12 protein-coding genes and 2 pseudogenes are annotated in these 15,178 nt (G+C 47.5%); 2 read left to right on the top strand and 12 right to left on the bottom strand.

The window, feature by feature from the left end:
- Positions 1–58: 58 nt before the first annotated feature.
- From NSB25_RS02950 to NSB25_RS02965, 4 genes are all read right to left on the bottom strand, one after another.
- Positions 59–511 (bottom strand): GNAT family N-acetyltransferase, encoded by a 453-nt coding sequence (locus tag NSB25_RS02950; protein ID WP_103237788.1) that lies wholly within the window; start codon positions 509–511, stop codon positions 59–61.
- Positions 512–585: 74 nt separating this feature from the next.
- Complete coding sequence (locus NSB25_RS02955; RefSeq protein ID WP_103237787.1) at positions 586–1,962, bottom strand: MATE family efflux transporter; 1,377 nt, start codon at positions 1,960–1,962, stop codon at positions 586–588.
- Positions 1,963–1,983: 21 nt separating this feature from the next.
- On the bottom strand, positions 1,984–2,604 hold the full coding sequence (locus NSB25_RS02960) for a hypothetical protein (protein ID WP_146039946.1): 621 nt from the start codon (positions 2,602–2,604) through the stop codon (positions 1,984–1,986).
- A gap of 223 nt (positions 2,605–2,827) precedes the next feature.
- Positions 2,828–4,471 (bottom strand): helix-turn-helix transcriptional regulator, encoded by a 1,644-nt coding sequence (locus NSB25_RS02965; RefSeq protein WP_172454918.1) that lies wholly within the window; start codon positions 4,469–4,471, stop codon positions 2,828–2,830.
- A 405-nt stretch (positions 4,472–4,876) separates the two neighbouring features.
- Between NSB25_RS02965 and ybaK the strand changes: the two genes are divergently transcribed.
- Positions 4,877–5,362, top strand: a complete 486-nt coding sequence (ybaK, locus tag NSB25_RS02970) for a Cys-tRNA(Pro) deacylase (protein WP_103237784.1) — start codon at positions 4,877–4,879, stop codon at positions 5,360–5,362.
- 98 nt (positions 5,363–5,460) lie between these two features.
- Positions 5,461–5,619: pseudogene (locus NSB25_RS29605) on the top strand (TIGR02452 family protein); the annotation flags it as partial.
- A gap of 17 nt (positions 5,620–5,636) precedes the next feature.
- On the opposite strand, the gene NSB25_RS02980 reads toward NSB25_RS29605, so the two are convergent.
- The 8 genes and pseudogenes from NSB25_RS02980 to NSB25_RS03015 all read right to left on the bottom strand — a co-directional run bounded on the left by NSB25_RS02980 (position 5,637) and on the right by NSB25_RS03015 (position 15,150).
- The gene (locus NSB25_RS02980) at positions 5,637–7,079 is read right to left on the bottom strand and encodes an ATP-binding protein (RefSeq protein WP_103237783.1); all 1,443 of its coding nucleotides are present in this window, start codon (positions 7,077–7,079) and stop codon (positions 5,637–5,639) included.
- Positions 7,080–7,453: 374 nt separating this feature from the next.
- The gene (locus NSB25_RS02985) at positions 7,454–7,864 is read right to left on the bottom strand and encodes a DUF3887 domain-containing protein (RefSeq protein WP_103237782.1); all 411 of its coding nucleotides are present in this window, start codon (positions 7,862–7,864) and stop codon (positions 7,454–7,456) included.
- Between the two features lie 2 nt (positions 7,865–7,866).
- Positions 7,867–8,574: a YhfC family intramembrane metalloprotease gene (locus NSB25_RS02990; protein ID WP_103237781.1), complete on the bottom strand. Its 708-nt coding sequence runs from the start codon at positions 8,572–8,574 to the stop codon at positions 7,867–7,869.
- A 103-nt stretch (positions 8,575–8,677) separates the two neighbouring features.
- Positions 8,678–9,970, bottom strand: coding sequence for a sensor histidine kinase (locus tag NSB25_RS02995; protein WP_103237780.1), 1,293 nt, complete (start codon positions 9,968–9,970; stop codon positions 8,678–8,680).
- Positions 9,958–10,677: a LytR/AlgR family response regulator transcription factor gene (locus NSB25_RS03000; protein ID WP_103237779.1), complete on the bottom strand. Its 720-nt coding sequence runs from the start codon at positions 10,675–10,677 to the stop codon at positions 9,958–9,960. The genes NSB25_RS02995 and NSB25_RS03000 overlap by 13 nt, the downstream gene beginning before the upstream one ends.
- Positions 10,678–10,830: 153 nt before the next feature.
- Positions 10,831–11,751 carry a helix-turn-helix transcriptional regulator gene (locus tag NSB25_RS03005; RefSeq protein ID WP_103237778.1) on the bottom strand — a complete coding sequence of 307 codons (921 nt, stop codon included), beginning with the start codon at positions 11,749–11,751 and terminating at the stop codon, positions 10,831–10,833.
- Between the two features lie 67 nt (positions 11,752–11,818).
- A pseudogene (locus NSB25_RS03010) lies at positions 11,819–12,091 on the bottom strand (GNAT family N-acetyltransferase); the annotation flags it as partial.
- A gap of 77 nt (positions 12,092–12,168) precedes the next feature.
- Positions 12,169–15,150: a hybrid sensor histidine kinase/response regulator gene (locus NSB25_RS03015; protein WP_103237777.1), complete on the bottom strand. Its 2,982-nt coding sequence runs from the start codon at positions 15,148–15,150 to the stop codon at positions 12,169–12,171.
- Positions 15,151–15,178: the final 28 nt, after the last annotated feature.

Genomic DNA, 15,178 nt, shown 5'->3' on the forward strand with positions numbered 1-15,178 from the left:
GCAGCCATTGCATATTCCCGGATTTCTCATGCAAAGCCACAGCTGACTGTTCGAAGCTTTACCTGTGCATATACATTCTGGACAGCCCCGGCTCTCCGTCTCCCTGCACCATACACAGGAACTCCCAGCCATATCTCTCATAAAATGAGTCGTGATCTGTGAGCAGGTACAATGTGTCAATCCCTTTTTCCTTCATATCTCTGCACACAAAGTCCAATAGTTTCCCGGCAATTCCCCGGCAGCGGTATTCTTCTTCCACATAGACTGCGCAGACATTGGGCGTTAAGTCTTTCCGGTCATGAAAGTCATTCTCGATCACTCCCAGACCGCCCACAATTCTGTCTCCCTCAATGGCCACATACCACTGTGGCACAACTTCTTCATTTTTCAGGCACTGATCCATACTTTCCAGATACGCTTCCGCCGGTATCTTCCATTTGGAATGAAACCATTGCGCTGCTTCCTCTTTCAGACCGGCATATTCTCTTATTTTCAGAATCTGATATTTCATAACCGTCTCCACTTACATACTCTCTGCCGTCCACTATCTGTCCGTCTGCCGTTTTTAACTTTACAGGCTGACATTCATGCACAGACCTCCGTCATCTCTTCCCCTTTGTCCTCCGGCAGTTTGCGTACCATAACAAAATAACTGCTCACCAGCACCACATCTGCCCCCATCCACGCGGCAATCTCCGCCAGGTAAATCCCGGTCTCACCGATTACAATGGGCAAAAGCAACGCAGTGACAGTCCTCATGAGAAATTCCGCAATTCCGGATGCCATGGGCAGCAAAGTATTGCCCATCCCCTGAATGGCCGCCCTTGTCACATGGAGAATATACAGAACCGGCAGGCACAGGCTCATAATGGTAAGATATTGATAAGCGACTTCCAGCGCAGCTTCCATCTCCTGAGGCGTACCAGAAATAAACCATCCTAAAATTATCCTGCCGAATCCCAGCATGACTGCCGCAATCACCACAGATGTCACAAGAGCGATTATGATGGCATCCCGCATCCCCTGACGAATACGCCTGCTTTTGCCGGCCCCCAGATTCTGTCCCACATAAGTGATCATGGCATAGCCGTAAGAAGTAGCCGCAATTTCCAGGATGCCGTAAAGCTTATTGGTAGCCGTATAACCGGCAATAAACACCACACCGAAACCATTCACCACAAACTGAATAATCATGCCTCCCACAGCGATCATACAATTCTGAAGCGCCATGGGAAAGCCCAGAAAAAGCAATTTCCCGCACAATCCGCTCTCAATCCGAAAGTCCTGACGGGACATCTTCAGCAATTCGATTCTACAGATAAAATACAGACAATACAGGCCCGATATCAGCTGTGCAATCAGGGTTGCTGCTGCAGCACCCGCAATTCCCCAGTGAAATACCGTCACGAAAAGCAAGTCCAGCGCAATGTTGGTCACGGAAGCGACCACCATGGCCTGCAGAGGCGTCTGGCCATCTCCCAGAGAGCGCAGGATACAGGCAAACAGGTTATATGCTGTCACAATGGGAAGTCCCATAAACATAATCCGCAGATATAACTGCGCTCCGCTCAGAATGGCATCCGGCGTCTGTAAAAGGTCAAGCACAGGCCCAACTGCCAGCTGCCCCACCGTCACTAACAGAAACGCAAAAAACACGGAGAGTACGCCGGCGCTTCCCACCACTTTCCGCAGCCTTCCATATTGCTTTGCGCCGAATTCCTGAGCCATTAAAATGCCGAATCCCTGAGTAAAACCCTGGATAATTCCCAGCATCATCCAGTTCAGCCAGTCCGCGGCTCCCAGCGCTGCCAGCGCGGACACTCCCAGAACCTTTCCCACCACCATGGTATCCACCACTGTGTAAAGCTGCTGGAATACATTTCCCGCCATCAACGGCAATGCGAAGGTCAGAATCAATGACCCCGGCTTTCCCTCTGTCATGTTTTTTGTGCGATTTGCCATTAGTTTATCTTATTCCTCTTGTTATTGGCCATTACCATTCCAATCCACGTCATAATCTCTCTCTACGCTGAATTTATACAGGAGATCATTCTGCTGACTGAAATGAAGACTATAATTGTACTCGTTTCCATATTTGACCATATAATAGTCATAAATACTAAAATCCGGGAACATTTCATGCCCTTTTTCCTGATTTATTTCATTTACCGGCACTCCATTGAGAGAGACAATTCCCCACTCCTCCGGTTCACCGCCCATATTGAATTCCAACCGTGCAATCACGGCATCTCCCATTCGCGTCGCACCAGTGGTTGCCATGGATATATGGGCAAAGGTAGAATCTGTAATCCACATGGAAGCCCCCGAATAATAGGACATAGCCTCCAGCTGTTCCTCCGGATCAATCTCGTATTCTGTTATATGATTATTGCTGTCCATTTCCGACACAGTCACACTGTAACCCGCGTCCAGAAGCGTCTGCACGGTTGTCTCTCCCACCCGTATCTCTATTCCGTCAATGGAAACCGGATACACCACTTCCGGCACTTCTTCCTCTTTGGATGCTTCACCGCTCTGGCCACATCCTGCCAAAAATGCCATACTCAACAACATTATCAGTCCTGCTGCAATCTTTTTCTTCATCTGATTCTCCCTCCTGTTGTCCAATTCCGCTTTCCACCGGCCGAAGCACCACACAGACACAAAAAACGGCCTCCCCTCTGTCGGGTCCGGCTTCCAACACTCATAATATACAATATTCTCATGCTTATTGCAAGGTAAATTCACCGGTCATACCGCATTTTCACCATACACATTTTACACATAAAACGGGACTGCCTCACTGAGTGAAACAGCCCCTGTTTTCTCATTCTGAAAAATGCCTCAAAGGACGTTGTATTTCTTCCGCAATATACTGAATCGCTCCACCATATACGCCCAGCTGCCCGGCTTCCTCTGTCAATTCACTGTACACCTCCCGCAGAAGTGCTGTCACCCTGCCGATATTCCTTTTTCTTCCCTCTCCTGCTACATTTCCTGCTTCTGCCATCTCTACTGCATTTTCCCTGCTTTCCCCTTCGGCTGTCTCTCTCTCTTCTGCGTCCCACGCCGCTCCCATCTCTTCTGACTTACTTGCTGCTCTTGTGTTACCCGCCGCGCTTGCCAGCCTGACCGCTTCCTCCAACTTCATGCATATTTTGTCAAAAGCGGCTTTCCTGTCCGAAATGAGCTCCGCCTTTCCCAGCTTCTCAATCTCACCCTTCAGATAAAACAGCAGAATGCGCTCCTGGAACGCCAGATCAGCATACATTTTCTCGGTACTGCGTGCTGAATCCCTTTTCACCTCCGTCTGCCAGGACATCCGGACAGCTTCTTCCGGTAGACTCTCAAAAAAGGTAATTACCTCATCCAGCTGCTGTCTGAAATTCGAAATCCCCTCAAAAAGATACTTCTGTGACGGTGCTCTCAGGCTATCCATATCGGCGGCAGAAGCCACATTTTCCAGCCGGATTCGATATTCTTCCAATGAATAAACCGTTATCTCCTCCAGCGGCATGTTCGAGAGACTTACGGCAATCTGCTGAACTTCATCGGCAATATATGCATAAGGGCACATGGGATCCGACAGTTTCAGAGCAGCCTCTTTCCCCACATCTGCGGCGTGCTGAATTTTCATCTGCGCCCTCTGCCGCATATCCTGAAAAATCAGTTCTGTCAGCTCGTTAAAAAATTCTGCAATCGCCTCTGCCTCCAGCCGGGCATGTTGTGCCAGCGTGTTACATTGATTGCAGAGCGGTCGGAAAGCTTCTCTGTGTTCCGGTATGGCTCTGGCTGTCATCAGCCCTGTCTGAAAAGCCATAAGCGCCGATTCAAATGCCGCGTCTTCAATCGCTTTTATAATGAAAAAACGTGTCGATATTTCATCCGGGCATTCTGCAATTGCTTTGACGCGCCCCAGGCTTTCCTTCAGCTGTTCTGCCAGCTTATCCGCTCTGTGGGCAACATGTTCCCAGAATGTCTCATAAGCTGCCGTGCCGTCCCCTCCCTTGCCCTTATTCTTTCTGATATACACCGCCGTCTCCCCGGCCTCCACAATTAATCCGTTCAGTTTTCTGATCATTTCGTCTGTGGTTTTCGAATACAACATAGCACTTCTCTCCTCTCTCACTCCGGGAAAGCATACAGACGGATGATATTTCCTGAATTCCGTGGGCGTTATCCCCAGATAAGCCTTGAAACTGCGGGTAAAGCCTTCATGAGAATCGTAACCATATTTTAACGCCACCTCAAGAACGGTGCCGCCCGTCCGTGTCAGCTCTTCGGCCGCAAGAGCCAGCTTACGTCTGGTCACATATGCCATGACGCTGTCCCCCACCACTTCCCGGAACATTCGCTGATAATGATATCTGGAAAAATGAATGCTTTCCGCAAGCATTTCCACAGTCAGCTTTTCCTGAATCCGCTCCTCAATCACGGCAAGCGAACGAAATATCGGTGTCCTGTCACGCATGCTTCCATCTCCTGTTACCATAATAATTGATAATAGAATCTTGCTTTTCATTTCACATGATACAACAGAATGAAATTCTTATCTTGACCAAAAGTGCCGTATTCTATATCTCCTGTATCTGTTTTTCAGTTTAGGGCTTTCATTTTCAATGTCAATCCGGGCAGAGCATGGACCTGCTGCCACTTTCATCATTGTAGCATAGCGGCAGAGCAAAATCACTCTTTGCTTTTTCTCATTTTGGAGTATAATATACAATAGAATCCACCCTTGGCTGGAATTCTATTTATTACCTTACTTTCCATGCAAGGTGGAGCCGCCTGATGCATAGGAGTTTACTGAATAATAAGAATTCCATGATCTGTCCGAATCGTTACCTATGTCAGCCTGTCACAAGGAGAATGAAAGATGGCAAAACAAAAAGAAATCAAGACCAATGCCATGCGCATATTGGAATCCATGAAGCTTCCATACACTCACATTGCTTATGAATGCAATGAGTTTGTGGACGCAATACAGATTGCGGATATGCTTTCTCTGCCTTATGAGAAAGTATACAAGACTCTGGTCACTGTGGGCAGCAGCCGGGACTATTTTGTATTTGTGATTCCCATTGCCGAAGAGCTGGACCTGAAGGCCGCCGCCAGAAGTACAGGGCAGAAAAGTGTGGAAATGATTCATGTGAAAGATATCAACAAAATCACCGGCTATATCCGGGGCGGCTGTACTGCAATCGGCATGAAAAAACAATATGTAACCAAAATCGACCTGTCTGCCAGAGCGCAGGAGAAAATCATCGTCAGCGGAGGCAGAATCGGTTCACAGCTGGAATTAAGCCCGGAGGACCTGGCCCGGGCGGCAGGCGCCGAATTTGCAGACCTTGTCAGACACTAAGGTATTAAAACAAAATACTTTCTTCCGTTTTTAAGTTATGATGCGGCAGCTTATCATAATGGGGCAGTGGTCTATACGGGCGATACCTTTCTGGGTGGTTTTATAAGAAAAACCGCGCCTGCGGAACCATGATGTACACCCATCACGCCATCTACTCCCCGGAGGTCCCCTTTTTCCGGGACGGCCGTTTCAGGCTGCTGCCCGCTCCAGTCACCGCATCGGTATTGACTCTGCCCGCTGTCAATATGGGACAGCTTACCTTTCCTGCTTTACTCTAATTCAGCAGTACCATATCAGGATTTGTCCTGTAATACACCGCCCTCGAGACCTTATCTGCCTCCAGATATCCATTTTGGACGAGATTCTGAAGGATCTGCTTTCGGAAATAGGTGGAATCGCTTATCTCCAGATATTCCGCTATCTCCGAGGCCTTGTGTGCCAGGAAATAGCAAAACGCCAATACTTTGCCGTCATAGTCAGTACCATTCGGCACCGGCACAAAGGTAAGTATGGGAATATTGCTCTCCGCTATTCCTTCTTCGTAAGTCAGATCCGGAAGTGTAAGGGTAAAATGATCGGAAGAAGAATAAATATATGGTCGATGCGTCTCATCGGCTTCCCTGTACTCTTCTATGATTTTATCGAAGCCTGTCCCGGCCGCCTCCATAACATTGCAGCTAACCAGAACGGCGGAAATCAGCTCATTCCTTCTCTTTGAAATAATTCCTGATAAGTCATATGTTTTTCCCAGTTTTTCACCTCTGTAAAAACCTCCCGGCGACGATATTTCCAGCCGGTTTCTGAACATATCTACCTGAATCTGGGTTCCGTCCAGAAAATAATCCCGATGTGCGACTGCATTGATAACACCTTCAAACAAAGCCCTACGGGGATAGGCGTCTACATTCTTCCTTGATTCTCCTAATTTTATCAGGGAGTGATTCATTCGCTGTATTACAAATTCCATCATATAATTGATTGCAGAAATAATATTTCCGCAAAATCGGTTAATCGTTACAATTCGTTCGCTCCCCTTATTAAACCCGGAAAAAACCGAGCACTGCACCTCTGTCTTTTTCTCCTGATAATCATCTGCAAACAACAGCGCTCCATTTGCCAGAGTCCCGGCCTCATTATAAAATCCCATTGAGCGTAATGCTTTCTCTGTCAAAACCTTTCCGTCATTATGAGAGGCATAAAATTCCCGCAGTGTATTGAAATCCCCGGCCTCGTATTTCCTGTCTGAATCCAGGATATCATACTGCGTATTTTTGCTTTTCACACTCATGTCTATAATTTCTTCATAGGTTGCACCATTGGTAAATCCATCTCTTCTCATATAGATTGACGGAATATTCTTATACTTTAAAATAACCGGCCTGACAACAGATTCCGGTATTTGAATACGAATGATAAACCTCTCATGCCCTTTCATTTCATAGCGAACAAAGAAAATTTTCATCTTCGGCCTGGGGATTAAATGTTCATTCACCTGATTATTAAAATAATTGCGTTCGTTGTCCGCTTCTGTCCTTTCAAACCCAATAAGCCTGTTGGTCTTATCCTCCACACCAATGTAAAAATCTCCCCCCGACGCATTGGCAAAACCCGCTATACTTTTCAGCCACCCCACAACATCATCCCTGTTCAGCCTGCTTTTACACTCAACCTTATCGCTTTCCAGCTGTAAATCGTTTATAATCTCTTCCAAATACATATACACCACCCAAACTTTCAGGAATTGTATTACCAGGCAAATTTTAGTTACCGTCATTATAAATTCACTTCATTGTCAACTTCAATATTACTTCAAATTCACTTCATTGTCAACTTCAATATTACTTCAATACAACTTCATCATCGCTTCAACTTCACTTCAATTTACCATGAAGTAACCGCTATTGTATCAAAAACTGCAAATTCTATACATCTGCTCCTATAATCTTTCAAATCTGTAAGATAAATCAAGTTGACAGGAAGCCTGCTGCTATGCCTCATTGACACACAACTATACATAAATTTACCCTTACAACACAATTCAGCCACCATGAACCGCTCTGGTCACAGTGGCTGATACTGCTGATTTTCCCATTACTTCATATAGAATCCTATGATTTCCATATCAGTGTTGAAGCTCACGGTATATGTGATTTTACTGTTCTTAAAAGATGCCACTGCAACGGCCACCGCACAGTCTGTCCCGGCCGAGTCCTTCTGACCTACTACGGCAATACTCTTATACTCCTGAAATTCTCCCGCCTTAGCCATCGCATCTCCTGCCGCGGCGGCCAGAGCCTCCGCAGTGAGGGCTGCCTGCATCTCCTGACTCATCATTGCCACACATTCCTCATATTCTCCGGCAATCAGATGGTCCACCGCCTTCTGCACAGTCTCCTTTACCGTTGCCTCATCAAAACCGTCTGCCAGCTTTGTGCTGCTGCAGCCTGTCAACCAGAATGCCGCCAGAATCGTAATCATTACCATACAAATACCTTTTTTCATACTCACTTATCCTTTCTATGATAAACCCATATGCCCAGCATCAGCGTCAGGCTCCCACATAGTGCTGCATAGAACTCTATTCCCAGAATACCCACGCCAAATACCCGGGGCAGAATCACTACCGCTGCATCCAGCACCGTATGCAGTGCCACCGCCAGAATCCAGTACCACAATGCCCTCCCTTCCCGCACACCGTACATAATCAGAAGAGAAGCCCCTGTATGGAAAGCAACGGCAAAAAGCCGCTCGGCTCCTGCTGTCAATACGCTTCCCCAGTCTGCCGGAAATAATGTACTCTGCCCTGCAAGGGTCATCACCACTCCCGCAATCATATTGGGTCCCACCAGCAGCATGGCTTCTATCCCGCCGTGTCCCAGCCCGAAAGCCAGACCGTGTTCGAAGGACCGCTTTTCCTTCAGAAAGCATTTTACAGCAATCCAGCGAGCACTTTCCTCGGCCAGCCCTGCAGTCACTCCCAGGAACAGACCATAGACCCAGGGATATAATGGCAGCATGGAAAACCATGTGAACTGTGGAAGCACCAACTGCAAAATCGGAATTCGGATGAGCAGCTGGCTTACCACAAAGGCAAGCGCTCCCCAGCAAAAAGCCTTCCCTGTTCCCTTTTTCTTCCGTACCAGAATAACCAGCCCGGCAACGGGCAGCCCATAACAAATTACCATTCCAATTATCAGGCTGAATAGCAGCATGTTTTCACCTCCTTGTATGCCTTTATTTTAGAATTTCCCCGTGAAAAAAGCAATATGCCCTACCTAAGATACAGCATATTGCTCCTAAGAGACAGGATTGCCTTCAGGAAGCCTCCGCAGTCAGCATCACCCGGACAATAAACACGCCTTCCTTCCAGTCAAACTGCACGTCGCCTCCATACTGCTTAACGGTCTGCCGTATAATTTTAAGTCCCAGTCCTTCATGGCCAACCCGCCGGGAACGGAATAGCTCTGCATCCCTCACCGGTTCCCTGTCACAGCTGTTTTCCACGGTAACAGATAAGAACTCCCGCACCCTGTTTACCCGCAGTTTCACATATCCGTCCCGGCTCTGCGCAGCAGCTGCCACAGCATTGTCCAGCAGATTGGCAAACAATGCCGTCACATCCGTATCCTTCATAAAATCCAGAGACAGCTCTCCTATTTTAAAGTCCTCATGTATGCCTGTCTGTCGCATTGTTCGGGCCTTATCATTCAGGATAATATTCAGCAGTTTTTCTGAAGTATAATATTTCTGCTGGAAACGGTTCAACATCCTGTGGATATCTCCCGCATACCCGGCCGCTTCCTGTGGATTTCCCTCACTGTACAACGCCTCCATGGCCAGAATATGATTTCTGATATCATGAATTGTTTTTCTGGATGCCTCGTACTTCTGTTCCTCCTGCTCATAATACCGATGCTGCATTTCGGCCTGGGCGCGATACAGGTTTCTCTCATTCTCCAGCCTGTGATTCTCGCTCATCGTTTCTACCAGCACACAGAAATAGATATTCAGTCCAATCAGAAGAATCAGATTCACCCCAAGCAGGAACATGCTGTACCCGGTGGGAAAAATCTGCATTAAATACACCATACAATACATGTTGAAGATAGAATACAACGGCAGCAAAACAGATATCATCACCTGCCTCATGGTGATACGCCGTCCTGCCTTTCGGCCCACTACCAGAACAATCAGCATAATCACCATAAATTCTGCCATCCTGGTACTTACCACCAGCAGAATATATTCCAGATCCCGGGAATTCAGATACAGAATCCCTGTGAGCCACAACACCTGCACACTCAGAGACATGAACATATCTGTCAGAAAAACTGCCGCAGAGAGAATCAGATAATACAGACAATAAATCCATGGCTTTTCAAATATCCACCGGGCCACCAGACAAAACAGGAACAGAAAAGAAAGGTTCACCCATGTATTTCCCAGCAGAGAAAAAGCTACCGTTGCCACCGTATATACCAGAATAATCACAATGGAACGCCGGCTGATACCCTTCTGACCCGCAATTCGATAAGCCCCATAGAACATGGCGCCAATCAGAAAAATACTGCCCACACAGGGAAGCCCAAAGTAAATCAGGAATTCCATCCCATCCGTCCCCTTTCTCCCGCCAGGTATTCGTTCAATGCTCTGCGGAACTGTGCCGACTTCTTCTGGGACAGAGGAACGACACTTCCGTCTGTCAACGTGACATCATATCCATGAATGCGCTGAACCGCATATAAATTCACAATAAAGCTTTTGTGGGGCACGGCAAATCCATAGCCTTCCATCTCCCCTGCCAGCTCTGTAATCCGCCGCTTCAAATGCCAGATCTGCCCTGCGGAGCGCATCAGCACCTGCCGGTTCAGATATTCAAAGCAAAGAATGTCGGACGGCACAATATGCACAATTCCCTCCTTCGCCTGAAATTCCAGCTCAGGTTCCGGCATAACCAGCCCGTATGCACAGGCCTCGTCCAGCTGCGCGTACAATTCCTCTGCCTTCAGAGGCTTCAGCAGATAGGCAAAGGCATGGACCTTAAAGGCAAAAATCGTATAATCGCTGTAATTCGTGATATAAATCAGCTTCACTTCCTTATCCGTCTCCCGGATGCGCCGGGCAGTCTCTATTCCGTTCAAGCCGTCCATGTCTATGTCCAACAGCACAATATCATACGTTTTCCCTGCAGTCAGAAGCGCTTCCCCACTGGTATACACATCCGTAACCAGGTGAGCTTTCCTGTATCTTTTCAATAATTTCAGCGTTTGTTCGAGCATTCTCTCATCGTCATCACAGACCGCTATTCTTATCATTTTCCTATACAATCCCCTGTTCCTATAAAACCATGCTCTGTCCTGTTAATATTGCCTTCTATTCTTCCGAAAGCCTCTACATCCACGCTGACAGCGGTAACATACAGATATCGTAATTGCATAAAAAGTGCCGCATAAACAGCTCCCATTTTGTCACTGATAATTTTCCTGCATTTTTTCGACAATCTCCAGCATTTCCTCCCGAATCTCCTTTGGTTCCAACAGCCAGACCTTATGGCCGAAAGCCAGAAGCCAGGAAATCAGATTTTCCTTATTCGTGTAATCCGCATGGAAAAGCAGCCTGCCATCTTCCTGTTCTTCAAAGCATCCCAGCCCATACTCCTCCACCAGCTTCCATTTGCAATCTGCATCGAAAATTGCTTTTACCTGGATTTCCCCCGGGAAAATTCTATCATCGTCCAAATCCGGCAGCACTGCTTTCTGTTTCTCGAAGCTCTCTTCACACAGTTTCAGCTTTTCCATCCGATTCAGCTTGAACAGCCGAAAGTCTTCCCGCAGACAGCACCATCCCCACACATACCAGCTTGTCCACCGGAAGACCAGGTAATACGGCCGAATTCTCCTCATACTCTCGCTTCCGGGCGCAAAATACAGGAATTCCAGCTCCCTGCAATGGTCGATTCCATTTCGTATCCGCTCAATTTTAAAGGCCAGTGCATCCTTATACCAGGAAGACAGGTCAATCAGAACAGATGGCTTTCTCTCTGTGTCATCTTCCTCCGTAAAGTCAGAGGCCCCCACAAAAAGCTTCTCCTTCAGCCGGGCATAGCGTTTTGTTTCATTGACGCTGTCCAGGCTTCCCAGCCCCGCCAGAATATCCTGCATTTCCGTCGTTGTGAGCAGCGTTTTATCTATCTTATAATTCTCCATAATGGATATGCCGCCGCCTGTTCCCTGCCTGGTCACTATGGGAATCCCCGCCTTGCACAGGGCTTCAATGTCCCTGTTGACAGTGCGTCTGGACACTTCAAAGCGCTCTGCCAGATACGGCGCGGTAACGGTATCCTTCTGTAATAAAACTGAAAGAATTCCAATCAAACGGTCCACTTTCATAACTGCTCTCCAATCTCAGTCTGCTCATCCCTTCCCTTTCTTCCCCGGCAACATAATAAGAGGAAATTCACCGTACGGCCTCATAAGCCGTATATTCGCGGTCATAATGATACCCCAGCTTTTGGGCCAGCGCCACAGACCACTTATTCTGCGCATCCCAGCTGGGATACCAGCCTCTGTCCAGACATTCCAGAATCAACTTCGCTCCGCAGACAGTGGCAAGTCCTTTTCTGCGGTAATCCTCCCGAGTATCAATCTCAATCTCAATTCCTCCCTGATAACCGGAATAAGAGGAAGCCCCGGAAACCGGATGTCCATCCTTCAGAATCACTGCCCCAAGGCAGGACCATATCAGAGTCTCCTGCCATCCTTCAAACAATGGGGCCGCTTTTCCGGTGTCTTTTATCTCAATCATCATCACTTAATCCATGTCCTCAGCGCTTCCTCCAGCTTCTCGATGTCCACCGGTTTGGAAATATGCCCGTTCATTCCTGCCTCTTCCGCTTTTCTGATATCATCTGCAAAAGCATCTGCAGTCATCGCAATAATCGGAATCTTCGCCAGATCTTCCCTGCCGGACGCGCGGATTGCTTTGGCAGCCTCATATCCGTTCATGACCGGCATCTGAATATCCATAAAGATCAGGTCATAATAACCCGGTCTGTTCTCCAGCACACTGTCCAGCCCAAGCTGACCGTTTAATGCCTGTTCCACCTGAATCCCCACCACATCCAGAAGCTCTGACGCCACTTCAATATTAATCTCATTATCTTCCACAAGGAGAACCCGCCTGCCGGAGAAATCCTGCTGCCGGAATGTTTCCAGCGCCGTAGCCTGCTTTTCCTCACTGCCAAGGCCCAGGACATCTTTCAGCACTCTCGTCAGTCTGGATTTGAATAACGGCTTCTCAATGAAGGCATCCACACCTGCTTCCAGCGCTTCCGACTCAATATCGGACCAGTCGTAAGCCGATAGAATAATAATCGGAATATCATTCCCCACCGCATCACGGATATCTTTTGTCGTAGCCAAACCATCTTTTCCCGGCATTTTCCAGTCAAGAATTACCACCGCAAAATCTTTCCTGTCCGCTCTGGCCTCCACAATCCGCTTCACGGCGGCATTCCCGTCAAGCACATACTCCGCGTTCATGTTCAGACTGTTTAAAGTCTCACAGGCACTTTCACAGGCCGCCTCCTCGTCATCGACCACCAGAACCGGAAGCGCCGTCAATGCATCGATATCCGCCTGTGTGATATCATTCAGTTTCAAATAGACTGTAACCGTAAATCTGGAACCCTTGCCCAGCGTACTCTCTACCCTGATATCTCCGTTCATCATCCGCGCAATATTCACCGCTATGGACATACCCAGCCCTGTTCCCTCTATCTTACCGGTGCGGGAATCCGCCGCCCGGGAAAAAGGCTCGAAAATCTTATGAATATAGTCCTGTTCCATGCCGATGCCGGTATCTTCAAAAGTAAATTCATAATAGCCGCTGCCCGTTATATGGGAAGGTTTCTCTTCAATCTGGATACTGATTCTGCCTCCTGACGGTGTAAACTTAACGGCATTGCCCATAATGTTCATGAAAATCTGCTGCAGTCTCTGTTCGTCCCCAACCACATCTTCATGCTCCATTTTCGCTATGCCGACGCTGAACTCCAACCCCTTTGCCTCTATCTGGGAATGAAATACTGTCAACAGGTTCTCAATCGTATCGGACAAATTAAATCCGTTCTCTGTAAGTCTGACTTTTCCGCTTTCAATCCGACTCATGTCCAACACTTCATTGATCAGACCCAGAAGATGTTTGCTGGAAATCGTTATCTTCCCCAGCGCGTCCAAAACTCTCTCTTTCTCGTCAATATGCATGGCCGCAACGGCAGTCATACCCAGAATGGCATTCATGGGCGTCCGAATGTCATGGCTCATCTGAGACAGGAAATCACTTTTTGCACGATTTGCGGACTCCGCGCGCTCGGCAGCCAGAGTCAGAATCTCTTTCTGTTCTTCCTCTCTGTGAATAATCTCGTCAATACTGCGAATCGTGAGGGTAAGCGCAGAAGGTTTGTCATTCTCCGTCTCCGCTATGGTAAGCGCTGCGGAACACCATTCATATCTGTCATCTTCGTTCAGTCTCCTGTACTGCACTTCAATATGGTCCTGTGTTTCAAGCCGTTTCAGAATGTTGGACATCACGAAAAATTTCCGTACCTCTTCTTTGTGCTCCTCTGCAACGGTTCTGGCCTCGAAACGACTTACCATAAAATCATTATCATAATCCCCGCACTCAGACTCCTTGCCCCTGTGCGGATAAAGCATCTCATATCTGCCTTTCAGGATATCTACGTAATAGATTGCCCGGTAGGCCCTGGCCGTGCCATTCATTGCATTCTGATAAATGCGGTTGCGCTCTGCAATCAGATTCCGTTCTTCCACCAGTTTCTGACTCTTTTTTTCCTGATTATAGTCCCGGATTATCTGGAAAATCACCAGTGCAACACCCAGCAGGACAAGCACAACACTTATGTAGTTAAAAGTATCCATGCCGGAGAGAACTTCCCTTTCAGGTATGGTCAGTATGGTTATCCAGCCATTGTCCATGTGGTGAAAATACACATTGCGTGTCACTCCGTCTGCCGCCGTAACATTCACCAGCGCATGCTCATCTTCTTCATGATTCACTTTCTCCATGAAGTCATTTACCAGTTCCTGGCACTCTTCATACTGCCGATCCGCCAGAGTCTTATAATAAATCAAAGTTCCTTCTCTGCCCAGCAGGTAATAGGATGCATCCCTGGGCAGCATCAGGTTCGAATTATTCATCTCAAAGCAGGAAAACATCATGTCTATGGCCAGAAAACTTCCTGTGGATGGAATGGCCTTACACATGGTAACTACCGGAAGGCCAGTCACTGTATCTGTGTAAGCAGGCGAAATATAGATTTCTCCGTCGGCAGCCATTGCCCCCTTATAGTAGTCCATTTCCTTCACATTATAGTCCCACATGGCTTCAATCTCCGGAATATTTGACACCATCTGTGTTCCGCCGATTGCTTTTCCATAAATCTGAATGTTTTCCGCACCATACAGTTCCGTCAGACCATTCATAAAAGGATACAGGCCTTCTCTCAGCTCCTCTATGGAGACATTATCCTTCTCCCTCTCCTCCAGATAATTGACACTGATGGTCAATATGGACTCACAGGCTCTTATATTGCTTTCCTCTGACGAAGAGCAGTTTTCTACCAGTGCCAGTCCCATCTTGTCCGCGTTCTCCTGCAGAGAACTGCGCAGAATACCTGTACAAAGCGTAATTACAGAAACGAGTATCGCCAGTACAACAATGTTATTCCTCATCTTCCGTATCATCTGCCGTTTTCTTATCCTGTTCATCTTACCATAACCTTTACTTATTTTTGCC

The sequence above is a fragment of the Acetatifactor muris genome (genome assembly GCF_024623325.1).
In the GTDB taxonomy this organism is placed as follows: domain Bacteria; phylum Bacillota; class Clostridia; order Lachnospirales; family Lachnospiraceae; genus Acetatifactor; species Acetatifactor muris.

Coding starts and splice junctions, on each gene's coding strand:
- NSB25_RS02950 (WP_103237788.1), bottom strand. CDS start 511: ATGAAATATCAGATTCTGAAAATAAGAGAATATGCCGGTCTGAAAGAG.
- NSB25_RS02955 (WP_103237787.1), bottom strand. CDS start 1,962: ATGGCAAATCGCACAAAAAACATGACAGAGGGAAAGCCGGGGTCATTG.
- NSB25_RS02960 (WP_146039946.1), bottom strand. CDS start 2,604: ATGAAGAAAAAGATTGCAGCAGGACTGATAATGTTGTTGAGTATGGCA.
- NSB25_RS02965 (WP_172454918.1), bottom strand. CDS start 4,471: ATGCGTGACAGGACACCGATATTTCGTTCGCTTGCCGTGATTGAGGAG.
- ybaK (WP_103237784.1), top strand. CDS start 4,877: ATGGCAAAACAAAAAGAAATCAAGACCAATGCCATGCGCATATTGGAA.
- NSB25_RS02980 (WP_103237783.1), bottom strand. CDS start 7,079: ATGTATTTGGAAGAGATTATAAACGATTTACAGCTGGAAAGCGATAAG.
- NSB25_RS02985 (WP_103237782.1), bottom strand. CDS start 7,864: ATGAAAAAAGGTATTTGTATGGTAATGATTACGATTCTGGCGGCATTC.
- NSB25_RS02990 (WP_103237781.1), bottom strand. CDS start 8,574: ATGCTGCTATTCAGCCTGATAATTGGAATGGTAATTTGTTATGGGCTG.
- NSB25_RS02995 (WP_103237780.1), bottom strand. CDS start 9,970: ATGGAATTCCTGATTTACTTTGGGCTTCCCTGTGTGGGCAGTATTTTT.
- NSB25_RS03000 (WP_103237779.1), bottom strand. CDS start 10,677: ATGATAAGAATAGCGGTCTGTGATGACGATGAGAGAATGCTCGAACAA.
- NSB25_RS03005 (WP_103237778.1), bottom strand. CDS start 11,751: ATGAAAGTGGACCGTTTGATTGGAATTCTTTCAGTTTTATTACAGAAG.
- NSB25_RS03015 (WP_103237777.1), bottom strand. CDS start 15,150: ATGAACAGGATAAGAAAACGGCAGATGATACGGAAGATGAGGAATAAC.